This window comes from Nocardia sp. NPDC059177 (assembly GCF_042755165.1).
In the GTDB taxonomy this organism is placed as follows: domain Bacteria; phylum Actinomycetota; class Actinomycetes; order Mycobacteriales; family Mycobacteriaceae; genus Nocardia.
This window is the reverse complement of the sequence record NZ_JBHZBX010000023.1, coordinates 46,525-68,386: the sequence shown is the minus strand read 5'-3', so window position 1 is coordinate 68,386 and position 21,862 is coordinate 46,525. Positions and strand designations below refer to the sequence as shown.

The 21,862-nt window shown below is 68.8% G+C and carries 23 protein-coding genes, 1 tRNA gene and 1 pseudogene; 7 read left to right on the top strand and 18 right to left on the bottom strand.

What is annotated here, in order from left to right; genetic code table 11:
- Positions 1 to 131: 131 nt before the first annotated feature.
- The 6 genes and pseudogenes from ACFXK0_RS24660 to ACFXK0_RS24635 all read right to left on the bottom strand — a co-directional run.
- Positions 132 to 1,082: pseudogene (locus tag ACFXK0_RS24660) on the bottom strand (ABC transporter ATP-binding protein); the annotation flags it as partial.
- The gene (locus ACFXK0_RS24655; protein WP_379413141.1) at positions 1,079 to 2,494 is read right to left on the bottom strand and encodes a branched-chain amino acid ABC transporter permease; all 1,416 of its coding nucleotides are present in this window, start codon (positions 2,492 to 2,494) and stop codon (positions 1,079 to 1,081) included. The pseudogene ACFXK0_RS24660 and the gene ACFXK0_RS24655, both read right to left, overlap by 4 nt.
- Entirely contained in the window at positions 2,491 to 3,528 is a 1,038-nt protein-coding gene (locus tag ACFXK0_RS24650; protein ID WP_379413139.1) for a branched-chain amino acid ABC transporter permease, read from the bottom strand. Before ACFXK0_RS24650 ends, ACFXK0_RS24655 begins: the two co-directional genes overlap by 4 nt.
- A gap of 70 nt (positions 3,529 to 3,598) precedes the next feature.
- Positions 3,599 to 4,756 (bottom strand): branched-chain amino acid ABC transporter substrate-binding protein, encoded by a 1,158-nt coding sequence (locus ACFXK0_RS24645; RefSeq protein ID WP_379413137.1) that lies wholly within the window; start codon positions 4,754 to 4,756, stop codon positions 3,599 to 3,601.
- A gap of 274 nt (positions 4,757 to 5,030) precedes the next feature.
- Entirely contained in the window at positions 5,031 to 5,648 is a 618-nt protein-coding gene (locus ACFXK0_RS24640; protein WP_379413136.1) for an ANTAR domain-containing response regulator, read from the bottom strand.
- A 141-nt stretch (positions 5,649 to 5,789) separates the two neighbouring features.
- Positions 5,790 to 5,876: transfer RNA gene (locus tag ACFXK0_RS24635), tRNA-Leu, on the bottom strand.
- A 110-nt stretch (positions 5,877 to 5,986) separates the two neighbouring features.
- Between ACFXK0_RS24635 and ACFXK0_RS24630 the strand changes: the two genes are divergently transcribed.
- From ACFXK0_RS24630 to ACFXK0_RS24620, 3 genes are all read left to right on the top strand, one after another.
- Positions 5,987 to 6,496: a monooxygenase family protein gene (locus tag ACFXK0_RS24630; protein WP_379413134.1), complete on the top strand. Its 510-nt coding sequence runs from the start codon at positions 5,987 to 5,989 to the stop codon at positions 6,494 to 6,496.
- Positions 6,497 to 6,681: 185 nt separating this feature from the next.
- Complete coding sequence (locus ACFXK0_RS24625; RefSeq protein WP_379413133.1) at positions 6,682 to 7,299, top strand: low molecular weight phosphatase family protein; 618 nt, start codon at positions 6,682 to 6,684, stop codon at positions 7,297 to 7,299.
- Positions 7,300 to 7,388: 89 nt separating this feature from the next.
- On the top strand, positions 7,389 to 7,796 hold the full coding sequence (locus ACFXK0_RS24620) for a hypothetical protein (protein WP_379413131.1): 408 nt from the start codon (positions 7,389 to 7,391) through the stop codon (positions 7,794 to 7,796).
- A gap of 3 nt (positions 7,797 to 7,799) precedes the next feature.
- On the opposite strand, the gene ACFXK0_RS24615 is transcribed toward ACFXK0_RS24620, so the two are convergent.
- From ACFXK0_RS24615 to ACFXK0_RS24565, 11 genes are all read right to left on the bottom strand, one after another.
- Positions 7,800 to 8,669, bottom strand: coding sequence for an acyl-CoA thioesterase (locus tag ACFXK0_RS24615; protein WP_379413190.1), 870 nt, complete (start codon positions 8,667 to 8,669; stop codon positions 7,800 to 7,802).
- Positions 8,670 to 8,710: 41 nt separating this feature from the next.
- Complete coding sequence (pyk, locus tag ACFXK0_RS24610; RefSeq protein ID WP_379413130.1) at positions 8,711 to 10,129, bottom strand: pyruvate kinase; 1,419 nt, start codon at positions 10,127 to 10,129, stop codon at positions 8,711 to 8,713.
- Between the two features lie 145 nt (positions 10,130 to 10,274).
- Positions 10,275 to 10,946 carry an amino acid ABC transporter permease gene (locus ACFXK0_RS24605; protein WP_379413129.1) on the bottom strand — a complete coding sequence of 224 codons (672 nt, stop codon included), beginning with the start codon at positions 10,944 to 10,946 and terminating at the stop codon, positions 10,275 to 10,277.
- Positions 10,947 to 10,949: 3 nt separating this feature from the next.
- Entirely contained in the window at positions 10,950 to 11,702 is a 753-nt protein-coding gene (locus ACFXK0_RS24600; protein ID WP_379413127.1) for an amino acid ABC transporter substrate-binding protein, read from the bottom strand.
- A gap of 168 nt (positions 11,703 to 11,870) precedes the next feature.
- Positions 11,871 to 12,404, bottom strand: coding sequence for an NINE protein (locus ACFXK0_RS24595; RefSeq protein WP_379413126.1), 534 nt, complete (start codon positions 12,402 to 12,404; stop codon positions 11,871 to 11,873).
- A gap of 223 nt (positions 12,405 to 12,627) precedes the next feature.
- A complete protein-coding gene (gene lgt / locus ACFXK0_RS24590; RefSeq protein WP_379413125.1) occupies positions 12,628 to 13,737 on the bottom strand; it encodes a prolipoprotein diacylglyceryl transferase in 1,110 nt (369 codons plus the stop codon).
- Position 13,738: 1 nt separating this feature from the next.
- The gene (gene trpA, locus ACFXK0_RS24585; RefSeq protein ID WP_379413123.1) at positions 13,739 to 14,548 is read right to left on the bottom strand and encodes a tryptophan synthase subunit alpha; all 810 of its coding nucleotides are present in this window, start codon (positions 14,546 to 14,548) and stop codon (positions 13,739 to 13,741) included.
- Positions 14,545 to 15,807, bottom strand: a complete 1,263-nt coding sequence (gene trpB, locus ACFXK0_RS24580) for a tryptophan synthase subunit beta (protein ID WP_379413122.1) — start codon at positions 15,805 to 15,807, stop codon at positions 14,545 to 14,547. Before trpB ends, trpA begins: the two co-directional genes overlap by 4 nt.
- Positions 15,804 to 16,625 (bottom strand): indole-3-glycerol phosphate synthase TrpC, encoded by an 822-nt coding sequence (gene trpC / locus ACFXK0_RS24575; protein ID WP_379413121.1) that lies wholly within the window; start codon positions 16,623 to 16,625, stop codon positions 15,804 to 15,806. The genes trpB and trpC overlap by 4 nt, the downstream gene beginning before the upstream one ends.
- A 115-nt stretch (positions 16,626 to 16,740) precedes the next feature.
- Positions 16,741 to 17,421: a TIGR02234 family membrane protein gene (locus tag ACFXK0_RS24570; RefSeq protein ID WP_379413119.1), complete on the bottom strand. Its 681-nt coding sequence runs from the start codon at positions 17,419 to 17,421 to the stop codon at positions 16,741 to 16,743.
- Between the two features lie 52 nt (positions 17,422 to 17,473).
- Positions 17,474 to 19,012, bottom strand: a complete 1,539-nt coding sequence (locus ACFXK0_RS24565) for an anthranilate synthase component I (RefSeq protein ID WP_379413117.1) — start codon at positions 19,010 to 19,012, stop codon at positions 17,474 to 17,476.
- Positions 19,013 to 19,145: 133 nt separating this feature from the next.
- Between ACFXK0_RS24565 and ACFXK0_RS24560 the strand changes: the two genes are divergently transcribed.
- The 3 genes from ACFXK0_RS24560 (at position 19,146) to ACFXK0_RS24550 (ending at position 20,694) form a co-directional block, all read left to right on the top strand.
- A complete protein-coding gene (locus tag ACFXK0_RS24560) occupies positions 19,146 to 19,424 on the top strand; it encodes a hypothetical protein (protein ID WP_379413116.1) in 279 nt (92 codons plus the stop codon).
- Positions 19,425 to 19,539: 115 nt separating this feature from the next.
- A complete protein-coding gene (locus tag ACFXK0_RS24555) occupies positions 19,540 to 20,010 on the top strand; it encodes a peroxiredoxin (RefSeq protein WP_379413115.1) in 471 nt (156 codons plus the stop codon).
- 216 nt (positions 20,011 to 20,226) lie between these two features.
- Positions 20,227 to 20,694, top strand: coding sequence for a MarR family winged helix-turn-helix transcriptional regulator (locus tag ACFXK0_RS24550; RefSeq protein ID WP_379413114.1), 468 nt, complete (start codon positions 20,227 to 20,229; stop codon positions 20,692 to 20,694).
- On the opposite strand, the gene hisI is transcribed toward ACFXK0_RS24550, so the two are convergent.
- Entirely contained in the window at positions 20,691 to 21,035 is a 345-nt protein-coding gene (gene hisI, locus ACFXK0_RS24545) for a phosphoribosyl-AMP cyclohydrolase (protein ID WP_379413113.1), read from the bottom strand. The genes ACFXK0_RS24550 and hisI overlap by 4 nt on opposite strands.
- Before the next feature lie 140 nt (positions 21,036 to 21,175).
- On the opposite strand from hisI, the gene ACFXK0_RS24540 reads away from it, so the two are divergent.
- Positions 21,176 to 21,853, top strand: a complete 678-nt coding sequence (locus tag ACFXK0_RS24540; protein WP_379413111.1) for a hypothetical protein — start codon at positions 21,176 to 21,178, stop codon at positions 21,851 to 21,853.
- Positions 21,854 to 21,862 lie beyond the last annotated feature (9 nt).

Sequence of the window (21,862 nt, the reverse complement as noted above, 5' to 3'; positions counted from 1 at the left end):
TCGGGACTGGCGACGACGACATCGGTCACCTGCTCGTCGGCCGTCTCCACCACCACCGTGGCGGGCACGGGCGGTGGGGTCGCCCCTTCCGCGGCGGCCGACTCGGCCTCCTCGCGCACTTCCGCGACGGTGTCCGCGTCGGGCACGCCGAGATAGGCCGCGATCACCGCCGGGTCCTCGCGGACCTCGGCCGGCAGCCCGTCGGCGATCTTGCGCCCGAACTCGAGCACCACGATCCGGTCGGTCACGCCCATCACCAAGCGCATGTCGTGCTCGATCAGCAGCACGGTGTAGCCGTCGTCGCGGATCTTGCGGATCAGCTCCATCAGCGCCGACTTCTCGCTCGGGTTGAACCCGGCGGCCGGCTCGTCCAGGCACAGCAGCTTGGGTTCGGTGGCCAGCGCGCGGGCGATCTCGAGCCTGCGCTGGTCACCGTAGGAGAGGTTGCGGGCCTTCTCCACCGCGCGGGGCGCGATCCCGACGAATTCCAGCAGCGCCATGCCGCGTTCGATGGCGTCGCGCTCCTCTCTGCGGTGCTTGGCGGTGCGGAAGATCGCACCGGGCACCGAGGTGGTGTGCCGGGCATCGGTGCCGACGACCACGTTCTCCAGCGCGGTCATCTCACCGAACAGGCGCACGTTCTGGAAGGTGCGCGCGATCCCCATCCGGGTGATCTCGTTGCGTTTGGTCTTGGCCAGCGGCGTGCCGTCGAAGTGCACGCTGCCCGCGGCCGGTTTGTAGACACCGGTGATCGCGTTGAAGCAGGTGGTCTTGCCGGCGCCGTTGGGGCCGATCAGGCCGAGGATCTCGCCGCGGCGGATCTCGAAACTCACCCCGTCCAGCGCGGTCAGACCGCCGAACTTCACCGTCAGGCCGTCGGTGCGCAGCAGCGCGTCGCCGACCTCGGTGTCGATCGCGCGATGCGGCGCGACCACCTCGGCGACCGTCTCGGCGTCGCCGAGTTCGGGCAGGACCGCGGTGAGGTCGACCTCGCCCGCCGGTTCGACTTCCGGCGCGGGTTTGTACCCGGCCGACATGTCCTCGTTGTCGTACAGCGCGTCCCCTGCGCCCGGCCCCGTCATCGCCCTGCTCCGATCGGTTCGGCCGCCGGCTTGCGCACGACCGCCTGGTACACCTGTCTGCCGTAGGTGAGCAGTTTCTGCCGCACCGGGAACAGGCCCTGTGGCCGCAGAATCATCATCACCACCAGCGCGATGCCGAAGTAGAAGTACTTCAGGTCACCGAGGGTCTGCGCGCCGCCCTCGCGGAACAGCAGCACGCTGCCCGCCAGCAGCAACCCCAAGACCACCGCGACGATCGACACCGTGATCATCGCGCGTCTGACCCACACGCCGAGTGCGTCACCGCGCCACCGCCACAGCAGCCACAGCCCGACCAGCAGCGCGACGTCGAGCGCGAGCAGCAGGTAACCGGTCGACTCGCTCGACACCAGCTGCACCGACTGCAACCGCATCGGCAGATACGCGATGAGGAACGCGCCGACGATCACGCCGAGCTTGTTGCCCGAGCCACCGAGCACGACCGCGCACAGGAACAGCATCGACAGGATGATGTCGAACTGCTTGGGGTTCACGTAGGTGACCTGACCGGCGTACATGGCGCCGGACAGACCGCCGACGGAGGCGCCGATCACGAAGGCCCACAGCTTGAACTTGAAGGTCGGCACGCCCATGATCTCGGCGGCGTCCTCGTCTTCGCGGATCGCCACCCAGGAGCGGCCGACCCGGCTGCGTTCGAGATTGCCGATGATCAGCAGCACGACAACGACCAGCGCCATGCCGAGCCAGAACCACCAGGTGCCGTTGTTGGCGCGCTCCAGCGGGTTCGTGCTGTCGGTGTTGCCGAGGTTGCCCGGGGAGAAGTAGCCGCCGGGGTGCGCTTCGGATTCGCCGACCTCCGGGTAGGCGATCTTGGACAGGCCGAGGCTGCCGTTGGTGAGCTCCCCGAGGTTGTCGGCCATCAGGCGGACGATCTCACCGAAGCCCAGCGTCACGATCGCCAGGTAGTCACCGCGCAGGCGCAGTGTCGGCGCGCCGAGCACCAGGCCGGCGAACGCGGTCAGCGCGACCGCGATCGGCAGGCAGGCCAGCCACGCCCAGCTGGGGTTCAGCCAGCCCCCGTCGGTCTGGTTCCACGGGCTGTTCGGGCTGGTCAGCAGGCCGACGGTGTAGGCGCCGACGGCGTAGAAACCGACATAGCCGAGGTCGAGCAGACCGGCCTGGCCGACGACCACGTTCAGGCCGATGGCGATCAGCGCGTACATCGCGAACTGCGCCATCACGCCGCCGAAACTCACGCCGGGGGTATCGATCAGCGGCGGCGGGTACAGCGGCAGGATCGCCAGCGCCGCCACGATCGGGATACCGACCGCCCACTGGGCAGGCCGCGACAGCCCGTCCCACCAGCTGCGGATCGCGTCGCCGAGGCCACGCCGGTCCTGCTGCGCCGCAGGGGTTTTCGTCAGGTCGGTCATGCGCGTGCCCTCCCCAGGCTCTCGCCGAGGATGCCGGTCGGCCGGAACATCAGCACAGTCACCAGCAGCACGAAGGCGACCACGTCGCGCCATTCGGTGCCGAACAGGATCTGCCCGTACTGCTCGGCGACGCCCAGGAGCATGCCGCCCAGCAACGCGCCGCGCAGGTTGCCGATACCGCCGAGCACCGCGGCGCTGAAGGCCTTGATACCGAGGATGAAACCACCGGAGAAGATGATGCCGGTGGGGATGTAGAGGGTGTAGAGCATCGCGGCGGCACCGGCCAGCAGGCCGCCGATGAGGAAGGTCAGCACGATCACCCGTTCCCGCGAGACACCCATCAGGGTGGCGGTGTCGGGATCCTGGGCCACCGCGCGGATGGCCCGGCCGAATGTGGTCCGGTTGATGACGATCTCGGTGATCGCGGCGAGCACGATGGCCGCGGCGAAGATCACCAGCGCCACATTGGTGACCTCGGCGCCGAGGAAGCTGAACTGCACCTTCGGCTCCACCAGCCGGATGCCGGTCTGCGCGTTGGAGCCGCCGAGGCCGGGCTTGATCTTGGGCAGGATGTAGTGCACGAACTCCTGGATCACGAACGACATGCCGATCGCGGTGATCAGGAACGCCAGCGGTTTCGCGCCGCGCCTGCGCAGCGGGCGGTAGGCGACCCGTTCCAGCCCGATCGCGGCGATGCCCGAGACCAGCATGCCGAACAGCATCGCCACCCCGAGGTAGAACACCGTCAGCAGCACACCCTGGGAATAGGCGTTACCGCTGGGGGCGAAGCCGAGCAGCTCGAGGCCGACATAGGTGCCGAACATGCCGAGCATGAAGATCTCGGAATGCGCGAAGTTGATCAGCCGCAGCACGCCGTAGACCAGGGTGTAGCCGACCGCGACCAGCGCGTAGATCGAGCCGTAGGTGAGTCCGTCGACGGTCAATCGCCAGAATTGGTCGATCACCCCGGAAACGTTGAAATCGATGGACCCCTCGGCCAACAGGGTCACACCGAGCGATACCGCTGATGTCATGATCTCTCTCGCGTCAGGCGAGCGGTGCGCGTGGCATGGCCACGCGCACCGCTACACACTTTCGTGGGGACTACTTGACCTCGTACATCCAGATCTGGATGTTGGCCAGCTCGCCGGTCTCGCCCCACTTGTACTCACGGGCGACACCGGTGCCGGAGTAGTTGCGGACGAAGTCGACCAGCTCGGCGCGGGTCACCTTGCCCGAGTCGATGCCCTTGAGCAGGATTGTGGTCAGGTCGTAGCCCTCGACGGAGTAGACGCCGGGCGCCTGACCGTTGAGCGCCTTGTAGGCCGAGGCGAACTTCTCCGGGGCCGGGCTGCACGGGCACGACAGCAGCGCGCCCTTCGAGGAGGCGCCCGCCTGGCGGACGAACTCGGGATCGTTGGCGCCGTCGGCGGAGACGAAGGTCGCGGTCACGCCGCCGGAGCGCAGCTGCTGCACGAACGGCGCGGCCTCGGCGTAGTAGCCGGCGTAGAAGATGGCCTCGGGCGCGGCCGCGGACAGCTTCGACACCGCGGCCGAGAAGTCCTTGTCACCTTCCTTGACGCTGACCGCGCAGGAGGCGTCGGCGGCGGGGCCCGCGGCGGTGGTGAACGCCTGTGCCAGACCGGCACCGTAGTCGGTGTTGTCCTGCACGACGCAGATCTTCTTGTAGCCCTTCTCGCCGGTCAGGTAGTTGGCGACCGCGGGGCCCTGCGAGTTGTCGTTGCCCAGGCCGCGGAAGAAGGTCTGCCAGCCGTTCTGGGTCAGCGTCGGGTTGGTGGCCGAGGCGGTCAGCGTCGGCATGCCCGCCTCGCTGAGGACCTGGCCGGTGGCCTTGGTCTCCCCCGAGAAGGTCGGGCCGATCAGGCCGATGATGCTGGGATCGTTGACGATGGTCGGGATCACCTGGGTGGCGATCTGCGGCTTGCCCTCGGTGTCGAACTGCTTGACCTGGACCTGGCAATCCGGATTGGCCTTGTTGTGCTGGTCCAGCGCCAGTTTGACGCCGTTGATGATGTTGATGCCGAGCGCGGCGTTGCCACCGGTCAGCGGGCCTGCCATCGCGATGGTCTGCGGCGCGCACTTGGCCTTGCCGTCACCGGCGGGGTCGGCGGCAGCACCGGAATCGGTTTCCGCCACGGCCTTGCCCGCGGTATCGAGCTGGACCACCGGCTGGATGGAGAGATCGGTGCTGCCGCCACCGCCGCCGTCGGACGACTTGTCGCTGCAACCGGACAACACCAACGACGCCGCAGCTCCGATTACCAGAACTCCCCGCGTCGAACGACTGCGCCATGTCGAACTGAGCACGTCTCACCTCTATATCCTGTGCTCCCCGGGTCCACCGAGGGGGCCGACCACGTTCAGCCCGGACAGAACATATCGCCGGTTTGTTGGATCCGCATCACATTCGCACCATGTCGGACGCTTCATGTCCGGTCATAGTTCGCTTTATTGTTTCGCTTGCGTAAAGTTTTCCGGCTTTCGGTGCGCGCGGCGGAGACCTCACGTTCCGGCGTCACTGCGGGGTGAGGTTCTCCAGCACGACTTCGGCGACGGCCTTCATGGTGGTGCGCCGATCCATCGCGGTGCGCTGAATCCATTTGAACGCCTGCGGTTCCGAGAGCCCCTGGGTCTGCATGAGCACACCCTTGGCCCGCTCGACCAGCTTGCGCGTCTCCAGCCGGTCCGACAGATTCGCGACTTCGGTTTCCAGCGCGGTGATTTCGTGGAAACGGCTGGCCGCGAGTTCGATCGCGGGCACCAGATCGGATTTGGTGAACGGCTTCACCAGGTAGGCCATGGCGCCGGCGTCACGGGCCCGCTCGACCAGGTCGCGCTGGCTGAATGCGGTCAAGATCACTACGGGCGCAACACGTTTCGTCGCGATCTCGGCGGCGGCGTCGATCCCGTCGCGGCGCGGCATCTTCACGTCCATGATCACCAGATCCGGCCGCAACTCCTCGGCCAGCTCGACCGCCTGCTGCCCGTCACCGGCCTCGCCGACGACGTCGTAGCCCTCTTCCTTGAGCATCTCCACCAGGTCCATGCGGATGAGAGCCTCGTCCTCGGCGACGACGACACGTTTGGCGACCGCCTCACGCGCGACTCCTGCGCCCCCTGCATTCGTGCTCATAGGTACGACCCCTCTGGATTTCCGATGCCGATGTAGAGAGTACCTTTCCGAAACCGCGGGTGAACGCGAGTACGAGGACGTCGCGCGGGCCCCGCGACAGATACTCCCCCGCGGAGCGCGGTCCAATCCGCGCGTCCGCCGTGGTGCCGAGTGTGGGACTCGAACCCACACGTCCTTTCGGACAACGGTTTTTGAGACCGTCGCGTCTGCCAGTTCCGCCAACCCGGCGCACCGCGGTCACTATAGCGTCTCGGCGCGCCGCGACGCGAACCGCGGTCGAACCGGACCGGCGCCCGCATCGTATTACCGAGAAGACGACGCGGCGGAAAGGCACCGACATGCGGGTACACAGGACGACGGTCGACCTCGACGACTACCCCGACCTGGTGATGATCCTGCTGGGTATGCGGGTGCGCACCCCACGCGGCATGCTGCGCCTGCTCGGCGTCGGCCCCAAGCTCTACCGGTCACACGCCGACCGTCCCGACGGGTTGCTGCTGCACGAGGACGTGGTGTGGTCGATGTTCCCGCCGCACTGGGGCGCGCGGCAATACTGGCGGGATCTGGATTCGCTCGAGCGCTGGACCCGCTCGGACCCGCACCGGCAGTGGTGGGGACAATTCCTGCGTGATTCCGGCGGCACCGGTTTCTGGCACGAAGCCTACTTCCGCCGGGGCGGAATCGACGCGGTCTACGACGACATGTCCGCCGCGACCGGGCTGGCCCGGTTCGCGCCGGTGGTGCCCGCGCGCGGGCCGATGTTCTCCACCCGTGGCCGGGTCCAGGGCGCCGCACCGGCGGTCCCGCCGGTGGTCGAGGAATCGAATTATTATGCCGCCGACGAGTGATGATCGACACATATCACCGGTAGGTTTCCGATTGCTATCTCGCGGGTATCACGGTCACACGCAACAGATTTCCGCATGGTGATTCGTGTACGGAATTCAACCGTGAGGTGAATAAAAAGGTCCAGCTCTGTGATGGTTGCGAGCAAGGTCTATTGCGCGACAATCGAGCCGTTTACGGTAGCGATATGCACGTGCTGTTCGTCTGCAACTCCAATGTCTGCCGGTCGGTGATCGCCGAACGACTCACGTGGGCGTTCGCTGCGGACAACGGCCTACCCGGGCTCACCGCCGAGAGCGCGGGCACCCGGGCGCTGGTCGGTTTTCCGGCCGAACCACTGGCCGCGGAGACCATCGCCGGATTGGGCGGTGACATCGGCGGATTCAAAGCGCGCAAGCTGCGGCCCGAGATGGTCGATCGCGCCGATCTGGTGCTCACGATGACCGAATCACTGCGCGAACAGGTCGCCGAGCTGGCCTTCGGGGTCGCCGCGCGCACCTTCACCCTGGCCGAGGCGCACCGCATCGCCAAGGTCACCGGCGCGAGGTCCATCGACACCCTGCACCGCGCCCGCAACGACCTGGCCTATGTCGCGCGCGAGAACATCGCCGACCCGATCGGGCTGTCCGCCCAGGCCTTCATCGAAGTCGGCGACCGGATCGCCGAACTGCTGTTCCCGCTGCTGGCCGCGCTGGCGCCGCACGAACAGCGCGCGCACACCCGCGACGAAGCACCCGGCCTGGTCATCGCCCCCGACCACGCCCGCCCGCTGGCCGCCTTTCTCGCCGCCCAGCGCGGGCGCTGAGCGCAAGGGCTGTTCGCCGGGGCCGCACAGGGATTAGACTGCGGCGCGGACATGTTCCTTGCTGGTTCGACACACGACAGGAATCAGACATGCCGAAACGCATTTCGGATGTTTCGCTCCATGTGTATGTGACACCGGACATTCTCGACCGCATCGTCGTCGCGATCCGCGCGGTCCTCGACGACCACCTGCACGACCGTGACGTGTTCGCCTGGCGGTTCACCCTGCCCGTCGACGCCACCGACCCGATCCACGCCGAACTCGAATCACACTGGCGCGGTAGCCATCCCGACGCGGCACCGGGCGCCGAGGCCACCTACGAGATCGCCCTGAGCCTGGTCGGTGAACCCGCCGACCTCACCGACGACGACATCGCCGACCTCGAACACAGCCTGGCTCTCGCGGTCCACGGCGCGGCCCCGCAACAACCCGGCCACCCGGTACCCTTCCGCGTCCGCGCCGACCAGCGCACCGAACTCGACCACGAATATCGTTGAGACTCAGCGCGCCGGGAAATGCCGGATGACGCCTTCCTGGACGGTGGTGGCGATCAATTCGCCGGTGCGCGAATAGAATCGGCCGGTCGCCAGGCCGCGCGAGCCCGCCGCGACCGGCGACTCGGTGGCGTAGAGCACCCAGTCGTCGAACCGGAACGGGCGGTGGAACCACATCGAATGGTTCACCGTCGCCGCCAGGATCCGGTCCAGACCCCACGACAGCCCGTGCGTGGTGATGATCGAATCGAGCACCGTGGTGTCGGAGGAGTAGCCCAGCGCGGCCACGTGCAGCAGCGGATCGTCGGGCAGCGCGCCGTCGGTGCGCATCCAGACCCGGTTGTGGTTGAGCTTCTCGCCGGTGCCCTTGAGGATCCACGCCGGATCGTTGGTGTAGCGCATATCGATCGGGTGCGGGGCCTTGATGAACATCTCCAGCTTGTCCTCGAAGCCGGCGAAGCTCTCCTCCACCCGGGGCAGGGTCTCCGGATCGGGCACCTCGGGGCCCTCGTGGGCGTGCTCGAGACCCTTGCCCCAGTCCTGGAACGCGGCCAGCATGACGAACAGCTCCTGGCCGTCCTGGCTGGCGGTGACCGTGCGATTGGCGAGGGCACGCCCGTCGCGGTGCCGCTGCACGTGATACTCGATCGGCTTCTTCACATCACCACCACGCACGAAGTGCGCGTTGATCGCGTGCAGCGGACGCTCGCCCGCCGTACGTCCGGCAGCGACGATCGCCTGCGACACCAGCTGCCCGCCGAAGGTGCGGCTCCACACCTTCTCGGGATGGTTGCCGAGGAAGACGTCCTCGCCGATCGGCTCGAGGTCGAGCAGGTCCAGCAGCACCCCGAGATCGGGTGACTGCTCGCCGCGCACTGTCTCGACCTCGGTCGATCCGCCTGCCGAACTACTCACGACTAGTGGTCCTCCTCGCCGATGCGATGAACGTGGATCAGGTTGGTGGAACCGACGGTACCCGGCGGGGAGCCGGCCACGATGACCACCAGGTCGCCCTTGCGGTACCGATCCATCGACAGCAGCGCCTGGTCGACCTGGTGGATCATCGCGTCGGTGGAGTCCACCATCGGCACGATGAAGGTCTCGGTGCCCCAGGTCAGTGTCAGCTGACTGCGCACCTCCGGCAGCGGGGTGAAGGCCAGCAGCGGCAGCGGAGTGTGCAGGCGGGCCAGGCGGCGCACGGTGTCACCGGACTGGGTGAACGCCACCAGCGCCTTGGCGTTGAGCCGCTCGCCGATGTCACGCGCGGCGTAGGAGATCACGCCGCGCTTGGTGCGCGGCACGTGGGTCAGCGGCGGCACCCGGTGCGTCTCGGACTCCACCGCGGTGACGATGCGGCTCATCGTGCGGACCGCGTCGATGGGCCAGGCACCGACCGAGGTCTCGCCCGAGAGCATCACCGCGTCGGCACCGTCGAGCACCGCGTTGGCCACATCGGAGGCCTCGGCGCGGGTCGGGCGCGAGTTCTCGATCATCGACTCGAGCATCTGGGTGGCGACGATGACCGGCTTGGCGTTCTCGCGCGCCATCTGGATCGCGCGCTTCTGCACCAGCGGCACCTGCTCGAGCGGCAGCTCGACACCGAGATCGCCGCGGGCGACCATCACCGCGTCGAAGGCCAGCACGATCGCCTCGAGATTGTCGATCGCCTCGGGCTTCTCCAGCTTGGCGATGACCGGCACGCGGCGGCCGACCTTGTCCATGATGTCGTGCACCAGCTCGATGTCGGACGGCGAGCGCACGAACGACAGCGCGATGAAGTCCACGCCCAGCTTCAGCGCGAACTCGAGGTCCTCGATGTCCTTGCCGGACAGCGCGGGCACCGACACGTTCATGCCGGGCAGCGACAGGCCCTTGTTGTTGCTCACCGGGCCGCCCTCGGTGACCCGGCAGACGACGTCGTTGCCGTCGATGCGCTCCACCGTCAGGCCGACCTTGCCGTCGTCGACGAGCAGGCGGTCGCCGGCCTTGGCGTCCTGCGCGAGCTGCTTGTAGGTGGTCGACACGCGGTCGTGGGTGCCGTCGACATCGTCGACGGTGATCCGCACCTGCTCGCCGTTGGCCCACTCGGTGCGGCCGTCGGCGAAGCGGCCGAGGCGGATCTTGGGGCCCTGCAGGTCGGCGAGGATGCCGACCGCGCGGCCGCTCTCGTCGGAAGCCGCGCGGACCATCTTGTAGTTGTCGGCGTGGTCGGCATGGTCGCCGTGGCTGAAGTTCAGCCGGGCCACGTCCATGCCGCTGTCGACGAGTTCACGAATACGGTCCTGGGTGGCAGTGGCCGGCCCGAGGGTGCACACAATCTTCGTCCGTCGCATCACACCGCAAAGCCTAGCTGTTCCGCCTCCCCGAGTTTTTTCGCCGGTCGGTGGGTGGTGGCCGGATTCCTCGCCGGACCGGCGGTTATCGACGTGACCAGGGCCGGGCGTTCCCGACGAGTTACCCATGTGTTCACGAAATCAGTGTTCACCGGCGGGCGACGTGTCTGGAAAGTCTTGTTTCCAGGCGGGTTTGGCCGAAGCCGAGGATGAGACAGATGATCCAGTAGTAGACGGCGGCGACGCCGTAGAGGGCGAAGAAGTCGAAGGTGGGGGCGGCGGCGAGCTGGGCGGTGCGCAGCAGCTCGGTGACCAGGATCGTCGAGGCCAGCGAGGTGTCCTTGACCAGCGAGATCAGCGTGTTCGACAGCGGCGGCACCGCGATCCGGGCCGCCTGCGGGAACACGATGTACCAGAGGGTCTGCGGATAGGTCAGGCCCAGCGACTGCGCGGCCTCCCACTGGCCGTGCGCGACGCTCATGATCGCCGAACGCACCACCTCCGCCGCGTACCCGCCGACATTGAGGCTGAACGCGATGACCGCCGCCGGGAACGGATCGATGACGATCCCGAACTGCGGCAGCGCGTAGAACACGATGAACAGCTGCACCAGCAACGGGGTGCCGCGGATGATCGAGATGTAGAAGCGGGCGGGCAGCTCGAGCACCCGCCGCGACGACATCCTGGCCAGCGCGACACCCACCGCGATGGCCAGGCCGATGAGGAAACTGATCGCCGTCAGCGGCAGCGTCATGGTGACCGTGGCCTTCAGCATCGGCCACAGGTTGTGCCAGATCAGCTCCCTGGTCGCGGAATCCATCCGCTACTTGCTGACGTCGGTGCCGAAGTACTTCTCCGACAGCCGGGCCAGGGTGCCGTCGGCGCGCAGCTGCTCGAGCGCGCGGTCGATGTCGGCGATCAGCGCGGCGTCGTCCTTGCGGGCGGCGAAGGCCTGCTGACTGGTCTCCCCGGTCTTGCCGGCGATCTTGATGCCGGTGTCGCCGGTCTTCTTGGTGTACTCCCCGACCGCCAGGGTGTCGTTGACGGTGGCGTCGACCCGGCCTGCCTTCAGCAGCTGCACCGCCTGCACGAACCCTTCCACCGCTTCGACTTTCGCGCCCGCGTCCTCGGCGACCTGGCTCCAGTTGCTGGTGGCCGACTGCGCGGTGGTCTTGCCCGGCAGATCCGCCAGCGAGGTGATGGTGGCGTTGTCGGCCTTGGTGACGATCACGCCCTCGGAGGTGGTGTAGGGCTGCGACAGCGAGTACTTCGCGGCCCGCTCCGGATTGACGGTCACCTGGTTGGCGACCAGATCGAACCGCTTCGACTCCAGCCCCGCGAAGATCGAGTCCCACGGTGTCTGCACGAATTCGACCCGCTTGCCGAGCTTCTCGCCGACCGCGCGGGCGACCTCGACGTCATAGCCGGTGAGCGTGCCGTTTTCCTGATAGCTGAACGGCGCGTAGGTGCCCTCGGTCCCGACCGTCAGCACGTTCGGATCGGCGTCGGAGGAGCAGGCCGACAGGCCGGTCGCGGCGACGACGGCGAGTACGGCGGCGGCCAGAAGTTTACGCACGAGAGTCCCTTTCTCCGCTGCGCGTCGGCACGCGCAGGCCAAGCGACGCTACGACGCCGCCCCAGACCGACACAGAGTATCGCTCACCGTGCGTGGAACTCGCGGTGAGTAACACGAAACGGGTGCCCCGCCGGTCGGCGGGACACCCGTGCGTTGCGCGCGGCGCGGTCAGTCGCGCAGCGGGCGGCCCTGCGCGTCGGGCACCTTGCCGGTGAGCATCATGATGCCGTCGATCAGCGGCCAGATGGCGCCGAGGCCACAGGTCAGCCAGACCACCGCGATCTGGGCGATACCCAGCCCGGTGTAGCCCAGGTAGAAACGGCCGACGCCGAAGCTGCCCAGGAAGATCTCCAGCAGGCCTGCCATCATCTTCTGCTTGTCCGAGAACGGGACGCCGTACATGTCGCGGCCGTACGGCGCTTCCGGATCGGCCGGGTTGTAGCCCTGCGGCATGCCGTAGGCGGGGGCGTAGCCCGGCTGCGGCTGGGCGTACGGGTCAGCGGGCTGACCGTACTGCGGCTGACCGTACTGCGGCTGGCCGTATCCCGGCTGCTGCGCGTACGGGTCAGACGGCGGCTGCCCGTAACCCGGCTGCGGCTGCTGCGCGTACGGATCCGACGGCTGGCCGTACTGCGGCTGCCCACCCGGCTGCTTGCCCAGATCGGGCCCGTATTGCGGGTTCGGGTTGTAGGGGTCGGTCACTCATGCCTCCATCATTCGTGCGGGTACCCGTCTCGGCCCCCGGCCAGTGGCGATCGGCCGAACGGCGATGCGCCCGCGACGATCACGGCCATTGTGGTCACAACGACCGGCCACTGTCTCCCCGGGTACCCGTCCCTCGGCCTGCGACACTCCACGCGAAATATCGCGGCGGGTCCCCGGAATGTTGCCCGACAGCGGCCGATTTGGCGAGTCCGCCGATGCGTCAGGACTTCTGCGCGCCCGAATTCGTCGGCTCGGCGGGCTCGTCGTCCTCGGTGTCGCGGGTCGCCGCCGCGTCCTCGGTGTCCTTCGCCGTGTCCGGCCCGGACTCCTTCTCCGCGTCCGTGTCGGTCTTCTTCGCGGTGTCCGGGTCGGTCTTCTTCGCGATGTCGACCGTGCCCGCCGTTTCGGTGCCGCCCGCCGCGCGCAGGGCGCCGATCTGCCACGGCCAGGGTCGCGGTTCACCGCCCGGCTGGAGCTGGGCGGCGGTCTCGCGGCCCTTGGTCGCCAGCGCGAAATAGGCCATGGCGCCGAGGAACACGAGCGCGGAGGTGAAGGAGTTGATCCGGATGCCGAGCAGATGGGTGGCTTCGTCGTTGCGCATCAGTTCGACGAAGAACCGGCCGAAGCTGTAGCCGGCGACGTAGAGCGCGAACAGCCTGCCGTGGCCGATCTTGTAGCGCTTGTCCAGCTGGACCAGCAGCACCACGATCAGCAGGTTCCACACCATTTCATAGAGGAACGTCGGGTGCACGACCTCCTGGACCTGGCCGGTGGACACCCCGTTCATCATGTCCCTGGCGCCGGTTTCCGGGTCGAACCGGTTGTAGATCTCGAGGCCCCACGGCACCTCGGTGGTACGGCCGTAGAGTTCCTGGTTGAAGTAGTTGCCGAGCCGGCCGATGGCCTGGGCGAGCAGTACGCCGGGTGCGATCGCGTCGCCGAGGGCGGGCAGCGGGATCTTGTACACCCGGCAGCCGATCCAGGCGCCGATGCCGCCGAAGAACACCGCGCCCCAGATGCCGAGGCCGCCCTGCCAGATGTAGAGCGCCTCGATCGGGTCTCGGCCCTCCCCGAAGTACTTCTGCCAGTCGGTGGCGACGTGGTAGATCCGCCCGCCGACCAGGCCGAACGGCACCGCGAACATGGCGACGTCGAGGACGGCGCCGGATTGCCCGCCGCGCTCGCGCCACCGCCGTTCACCCCACCAGATGGCGGCGACGATGCCGATGATGATGCAGAGCGCATAGGCCCGCAGCGGGAAGGGCCCGAGCTGCCAGACCCCCTGCGGCGGACTAGGAATGTAGGCCAGGACTGAGTTCACGGCCCCCACGTTAGTGGAGCAGCACGCCACCCACGGACCGCCGTACGCCTTCGGCCAGTTCTGTGGTGAGGGCGCGGACGGCGTCCAGGCTCTCACCGGCGGCCGTGACCAGCGCCGATCCCACGATCACCCCGTCGGCGTACCCCGCGATCTCGGCGGCCTGGGCACCCGAACGCACGCCGAGGCCGACGCCGATCGGGATGTCGGAATGCGCGCGGACGCGGGCGCACAGGGCGGGCGCGGCCGAGGAGACCACCTCGCGCGCGCCGGTGACACCCATGGTGGAGGCCGCGTAGATGAAGCCACGCGAGGCTTCCAGGGTCTTCACCAGGCGTTCCTCGGTGGAGGACGGCGCGACCAGGAAGATCCGGTCCAGGTTGTGGGTCGCGGAGGCGACGAACCAGTCGTCGGCTTCGTCGGGGATCAGGTTCGGCGTGATGACGCCCGCGCCGCCGGCCGCGGCCAGGTCGCGGGCGAAGGTGTCGACGCCGTATTGGAGCACCGGGTTCCAGTAGCTCATCACCACGGCCTGGCCACCGGCGTCGGCGATGGCCTCGACGACGGAGAACACGTCACGCACCCGCACCCCGCCGCGCAGTGCCTGGTCGGCGGCGGCCTGGATGGTCGGGCCGTCCATCACCGGGTCGGAGTAGGCGACGCCGACTTCGACGATGTCGCACCCGGATTCGACCATCGCCCGGACCACGTCGATGGATCCGGCGAGGTCGGGGTAGCCGGCGGGCAGGTAGCCGATCAGGGCGGCCCGGTCTTCGGCGCGCGCGGCGGCGAAGGTGTTGGCGAGACGGGACTGCTGGCTCACTGCTGGTTCTCCTCGGCGGCGTCGTCGTCGAACAGTCCGAACCAGCGGCCCGCGGTGTCCATGTCCTTGTCACCACGACCGGACAGGTTGCACAGGATGATCGCGCCGGGGCCGAGCTGCTTGCCCAGCTTCAGCGCGCCCGCCACGGCGTGCGCGGACTCGATGGCCGGGATGATGCCCTCGGCGCGGGAGAGCAGCAGCAGCGCGTCCATCGCCTCGGTGTCGGTGATCGGCTCGTATTCCGCGCGGCCGATGTCCTTGAGGTGGGCATGCTCGGGGCCGACGCCCGGGTAGTCCAGACCGGCCGAGATCGAATGCGAGTCGATGGTCTGGCCGTCCTCGTCCTGCAGCAGGTACGAGTAGGCGCCCTGGAACGCGCCGGGGGTGCCGCCGGTGAAGGTGGCCGCGTGCCGTCCGGTCTCGACGCCGTCACCGGCCGCCTCGTAACCGATCAGCCGCACCCCGGCGTCGGGGATGAACGCATGGAAGATGCCGATGGCGTTGGAGCCACCGCCGACGCAGGCCACGACCGCCTCGGGCAGCCTGCCCGCGCGCTCGACGATCTGCTCGCGCGCCTCCATCCCGACCACGCGCTGGAAATCGCGCACCATCAGCGGGAACGGGTGCGGTCCCGCGGCGGTGCCGAAGCAGTAGTAGGTGTCGTCGGCGTGCGAGACCCAGTCGCGCAGCGCCTCGTTGATGGCGTCCTTGAGGGTCTGCGAACCGGTGGTCACCGAGACCACCTGCGCGCCGAGCAGGCGCATCCGGGCCACATTGAGTGCCTGGCGGGCGGTGTCGACCGCGCCCATGTAGATCACGCAGTCCAGGCCGAGCAGCGCGCACGCGGTCGCGGTGGCGACGCCGTGCTGGCCCGCGCCGGTCTCGGCGATGACGCGGGTCTTACCCATCCGCTTGGCGAGCAGCGCCTGGCCGAGCACGTTGTTGATCTTGTGCGAGCCGGTGTGGTTGAGGTCCTCGCGCTTGAGGAAGATCCGCGCGCCGCCGGCGTGCTCGGCGAGGTTGACGCACTCGAACACCGGCGACGGCCGCCCGGTGTAGTCGCGTTGCAGCCGGTCCAGCTCGTCGAGGAAGGTGTGGTCGGTGCGCACCTTGTCGTACTCGGCGGTGACCTCCTCGATCACCGCCATCAGCGCCTCGGGCACGTGCCTGCCGCCGTAGACGCCGAAATGACCACCCGCGTCGGGCTCGTAGGCACTGTGCTGGGCGACGCCCGCGCTGGCCTGGGGAAGTGCGGTCACCGGATGCTCCGCCGGGCCGGCTTCGGGCAGGACGGGTGGGTGCCCGCGGTCACCAGTTCGGAGACCGAGGCACGCGGGTTGCCGCTGGTCACCAGGCCCTCGCCGACGAGCACGGCGTCCGCGCCCGCACCGGCGTAGGCCAGCAGGTCGGCGGTGCCGCGGATGCCGGATTCGGCGACCCGGATGACCTCGGAGGGCAGGCCGGGCGCGATCCGCGCGAAGACGTCACGGTCGACGTCGAGTGTCTTGAGGTTGCGCGCGTTGACCCCGATCACCGACGCGCCGGCCGCCAGCGCGCGGTCGGCCTCTTCCTCGGTGTGCACTTCCACCAGGGCGGTCATGCCGAGGGATTCGGTGCGGTCGATGAGCGAGGACAGCACGTCCTGTTCGAGCGCGGCCACGATCAGCAGGATCACGTCGGCGCCGTGGGCACGGGCCTCGTGGATCTGGTACGGCCCGACGACGAAGTCCTTGCGCAGGACCGGGATGTTCACCGCGGCGCGCACGGCGTCGAGGTCGTCGAGCGAGCCGCCGAAGCGGCGGCCCTCGGTGAGCACGCTGATGATGCGCGCGCCACCGTCTTCGTAGGCTTTCGCCAGCACGGCCGGGTCCGGGATGTCGGCCAGCGCACCCTTGGAGGGGCTGGCGCGCTTCACCTCGGCGATGACACCGATCCCGTCCTCGTGCAACGCGGCGGTCGCGTTCAGCGGCGCCTTCGCGGCGGCCGCGGCGGCTTTGATCGCCTGAAAATCGAGGAGGGCTTCGCGGGCGGCAACATCCGCCCGGACCCCGTCGAGAATCGAGTCGAGTACCGTCATCTGGCTCGAATCCTTTCTGGGGAGACGAACTTCTCGCCTGAAGGTCCCCTCAGGCGCTGTCTCACCGATGCTGGTCAAGAATAGTGGGAGCCGCGGAGCTGGAGTGCGGCGGGGGTCACGGTGTCCGGTTGCCCGGTTCGCCGTTGTCGTGCTCGTCGTCGGTCGGGTCGGTACCCGCGTCCAGGGCGTCCCAGAGGACGCGATCCGACAGCGGCGCCGCGGCGTCGCCGTCCTTGCGCTGTTCGGTCACCTGGGCGCTGGCGTCGGCGCGGCGGAAGACCGGGTTGTCGTATTTGCCGGACAGTTCGGTGGACGGCGCGCCGCGGCGGGTCAGCAGCACACCGGCGATCAGCGCGAGCGTCGCGGCCACGATCGACAGGATCGCCGGCGCGAGGTGGGTTTCGGCGCTGCTCACCACCGCGCGCACCGGCAGTTCGGCCAGGGTGCCCGCGCGTTCGGCGGTGCGTCCCGCGCCCACCGTCAAGGCGAAACCGGGCACGGCGGCCACGGCGGCGATCACCGCGATGACCACGCCGAGCAGCTGACGCAGCGCGCCCTTGACCGCGAACACCGCGGCGATCGCGGCGACCAGCACCAGGGCCAGCGGCGTCAGCGCGCCGAACCAGACACCGCCGTTCAGATCGTCGGTGCGCGGTTCGGTGAGCCCGTCGGCGGAGTGCACCGTCACCCAGGTCATCCGCGAGGACGCCCACAGCCCCGCCGCGGCCAGTGCCAGCAGCACGACCGGGACAACCGGTTTGGCCTGCGGTCGCGCGGCCGGGGTCGGCTCGGTCATGCCGCCTCCCCCGTGCGCCGCCGGGTCCGGGCCCGTGCCGGGCGATGCGCGCTCATGCCGGGCCGCCCTCGTAGGTGCGCAGGGTCTGGGCGGCGGCGACCGCCTTGAGCACGGCCATGGCCTTGTTGCGGGCCTCGGTGTCCTCGGCGATCGGGTCGGAGTCGGCGACGACGCCCGCCCCTGCCTGCACATAGGCGGTGCCGTCCTTGAGCAGGGCGGTGCGGATGGCGATGGCGGTGTCGGCGTCACCGGCGAAGTCCAGATACCCGACGACGCCGCCGTAGATGCCGCGCCGGGTCGGCTCGAGCTCCTCGATCAGTTCCATCGCCCGCACCTTCGGCGCGCCGGAGAGGGTGCCCGCCGGGAAACAGGCCCGCACCGCATCCAGGGCGACCTTGCCCGCGGCCAGCTGCCCCGACACCGTCGAGACCAGGTGCATGACGTGGCTGTAGCGCTCGACGTGGCGGTACTGGGTGACCCGCACCGTGCCGGGCACGCAGACCCGGCCCAGATCGTTGCGGCCCAGGTCGACCAGCATCAGGTGCTCGGCGTTCTCCTTGTCGTCGGCGAGCAGGTCCTTCTCGAGCAGGATGTCGTCCTCGGCGCTGGCCCCCCGCCACCGGGTGCCCGCGATCGGATGCGTGGTCGCCACCCCGTCCTTCACCGTGACCAGCGATTCCGGGCTGGAACCGACGATCGAGAACGCGGTGCCGCCGTCACCGTCGGGAATGTGCATCAGGTACATGTACGGGCTCGGATTGGACGCGCGCAGCATCCGGTAGACCGCCAGCGGATCCCCGGTGTAATCCATCTCGAAACGCTGCGAGAGCACCACCTGGAAGGCCTCGCCCGCCTCGATCTCCTTGATCAGGCGGCGCACGCCGGCGCCGAACTCCTCGGTGGTGCGCCTGCGCAGGAACTGCGGCTCGGGCCGGTCGAAGACCGACACCGTGGAGGGAGCCGGGGTCGCCAGCGCGGCGGTCATCCGGTCCAGGCGGGCGAGCGCGTCGTCGTAGGCGGCGTCGGCGTTGTCGTCGGTGCCGTTCCAGTTCACCGCGTTGGCGATGAGGGTGATGGCGCCCTCGTGGTGGTCGAAGGCGGCCAGGTCGGTGGCCAGCATGAGGACCAGTTCGGGCAGGGCGAGGTCGTCGGTGGCCAGCTCGGGCAGGCGTTCGATGCGGCGCACCGCGTCGTAGCCGAGGTAGCCGACCATGCCGCCGGTCAGCGGCGGCAGTCCGGGCAGGCGTTCGGTGCGCAGCAGTTCGAGGGTTTCGTGCAGCACGCGCAGCGGGTCGCCGCCGGAGGGCGCGTCGGCGGGCACGGCGCCGAGCCAGGCCGCCTCGCCGTCGACGACGGTCAGCGCGGACGGGCTGCCCGCGCCGATGAACGACCAGCGCGACCACGATCGGCCGTTCTCGGCGGACTCGAACAGGAAGGTGCCCGGCCGGTCGCCGGCCAGCTTGCGGTAGGCCGATAGCGGAGTTTCGGAGTCCGCCAGCACCTTTCGGGTCACCGGGACCACCCGGTGCTCGGCGGCGAGCAGCCGGAACTGTTCGCGGGTCGTGGTGGTCGATGTCGGGGCGCCCTGCATGGGCCCATCATCCCAGGCGCGCCGCGCGCGCCGCGCGCTGACCCGACCCCGCGCCGCGACATCGGGTGATCGGCATCACTACACTCGCGCGCGTTCCGTGTCGCATGCGGTAATCCCCTTCCCGAGAGGAGCAATGTTGTACCCCTCGCACCAGGGCGCACAGGACGGCCGGCTGGCCGCCCCGTCGCATCAGCACTACGGTCCGGGCCAGAAGGCCGCGACGACGAGTGCGCTGAACTCGTTCGTCACCTACGCCAAGGCCATGCAGGACCTCGACAAGACGAAGTTCCCGGACGAATACGCCGGTCACAGTGAACTCATCCGCGGCCTCGAGCCGCTGCTGCGCGCCCACGGCATCCTCGACGTGATGCAGATCAAGAGCCCGGAGATCGCCGCGCTGCTCGAGCGTTAGCGCCGCAACGGCGGGTGCGGTCCGTCGGGGGCGGCGCCGGTCGTCACCGGATCCCCGTTCGCCGTGGCGGACGGGGATCTTCCGTTCCGGGCGTCGGGCTCGCTAGGGTCGTCGCATGCAGCCAGGCCAGACCGCGCCCCAGTTCGAACTCCCCGACCAGTCCGCCCAGCTCCGCACGCTCGACGGCCTGCTCGCCGACGGCCCGCTGGTGCTGTTCTTCTACCCCGCCGCCAATACCCCCGTGTGCACAGCCGAGGCCTGCCACTTCCGGGATCTGAGCGCGGAGTTCGCCGCCGTCGGCGCCACCTGCGTCGGGATCAGCACCGACTCCGTCGAGGTGCAGGCCGGATTCGCGACCAAGCAGCGGCTGGACTACCCGGTGCTCTCCGACACCGACGGCGCGGTGGCCGCGGCCTTCGGTGTCAAGCGCGGCCTGCTCGGCAAGCTGGCCCCGGTCAAGCGGCACACCTTCGTCATCGACACCGACCGCACCATCCTGAAGGTCGTCACCGGTGAACTGCGCGCCGCCGTCCACGCCGACGAGGCCCTGACCTTCTTGCGCGAGCGGACCGACAGCAAGAGCTGAATCCGATCCGGAAACGCCGGGCCGCGCATCGCGGCCCGGTCCCGGAACCACCCCGCCCGCCACTCCGGTCGGGTGAGGGCGGCACCGGCGCGTCGCTGTGAGTGACCTCACGACGTCAGCCATCTCTCGGCGGCCGTAGCGACGTCGTGGCAAACTCTATTCGGTGCGCGACCCACTTCCCTGCCTCTGCTGTCCGGCCGCGAGGCGGGGCCTGCGATGACCCAGTGGCTCGATCCGGTCGAACAGCGCGCATGGCAGGCGATCGTCGCCCTCATGACCCGGATCCCCGGCGCCTTGGACACCCGGCTGCAACGGGAGTCCGGGCTGACCCACTTCGAGTTCCGGGTACTGAGCCTGCTCTCCGAGGAGGCCGGGCACCGCATGCAGCTCAGTGACCTCGCCCACAAGGCAAATGCGTCGCTATCGCGGCTCTCGCATGTGGTGTCGAAACTGGAACGGCTGGGCTGGGCGCGCCGCGACACCACCTCCGGCAGGCGCGGTGTGCACGCGGTCCTCACCGACGAGGGTTTCGAGAAGGTCCTCGCCGCGGCGCCCGGCTATGTCGATGCGGTGCGCAAACTGGTCCTCGACGGGCTCGATCCCACCCAGACCGCGCAGCTCGCCGAGCTCGGCGAGACCCTGGCCCAGCGGCTGAACCGGATTCTCGAAGACGGCGACTGCTAGCCGGCGCCGAGCAGGACGTCGGTGTCGAAGCAGGTGTGCGTGCCGGTGTGACAGGCCGCGCCTTCCTGGTCGACGATCAGCAGCACCGTGTCGCCGTCGCAGTCCAGCCGCACCTCGTGCACGTACTGGGTGTGCCCCGAGGTCTCGCCTTTGACCCAGTACTGCTGCCGGGAGCGCGAGTAGTAGGTGGCCTTGCGTGTCGCCAGGGTGCGCGCCAGAGCCTCGTCGTCCATCCAGGCCATCATCAGCACGTCGCCGGTCGCCTTCTCCTGGGCGAGGGCGGCGACCAGTCCCGCCTCGTTGCGCTTGAGGCGGGCGGCGATGGCGGGATCGAGGCTCATGCCTTGTTTATAACAGCTCGATCGCCACCAGCAGTTCGACGAGGTCGTCGACGCTGCGCACAGTGCGCAGCGCGGATTCGACAATGCCGAACGCGGTTGTCTACGATTTCGGCGAATTATCGTGCTCGGAGGGGGAATTCATGCATCCGCAACAGCCGTATCAGCAGCCGGGTTATCCGCAACAGCCGTACCAGAGCGGGTACCCGCAACAGCCCGGGTATCCACAGCAGCACCAGCAGCCGGGTTATCCGCAGCAACAGCCGTTCCAGCAGGCACCACCGCCGAACCAGCAGCCGCAGTTCGGCGCACAGCAGTCCGGTGCGACGATCGATGTCGCCTATGTCTGTGACGACCGGACCGCCCGGCGCCTGAGCCGCGGCGCCGCCCTGGTCACCTGGCGCCTGCCCGTCAAATGGGCCATCCTGCTGGCGATTCCCGCTTTCCTGCTGGTGCGCGGCACGGTCACCTCGATGTCCAAGGGCGCCGACGCCGAGATCGGCGAGATGTTCGGCGCGTTCTTCATCGTGCTCGGATTCGAGCTCGTGGTCGTCGGCCTGGTCACCGCGTTCCAGCTGGCCAGGGTGAGCCCCAAGTTCACCGCGGTCGCCGGCCCCGGACACCGGATCAGCGCGCAGTACACCCACGACACCATGCACCTGCAACAGACCAGCGGACAGGTCAGCAACCGCTACGCCGACATCAAGAAAGTGATCGTCGTCGGCGACACGGTCTTCCTGCAGCCCACCGGCACCCAGGGCTTCATGCTGCCCAACGAGGTCGTACCCGCCGCCGCACTCACTCGCCTGCGCGGCGCCTGAACCCGCTGG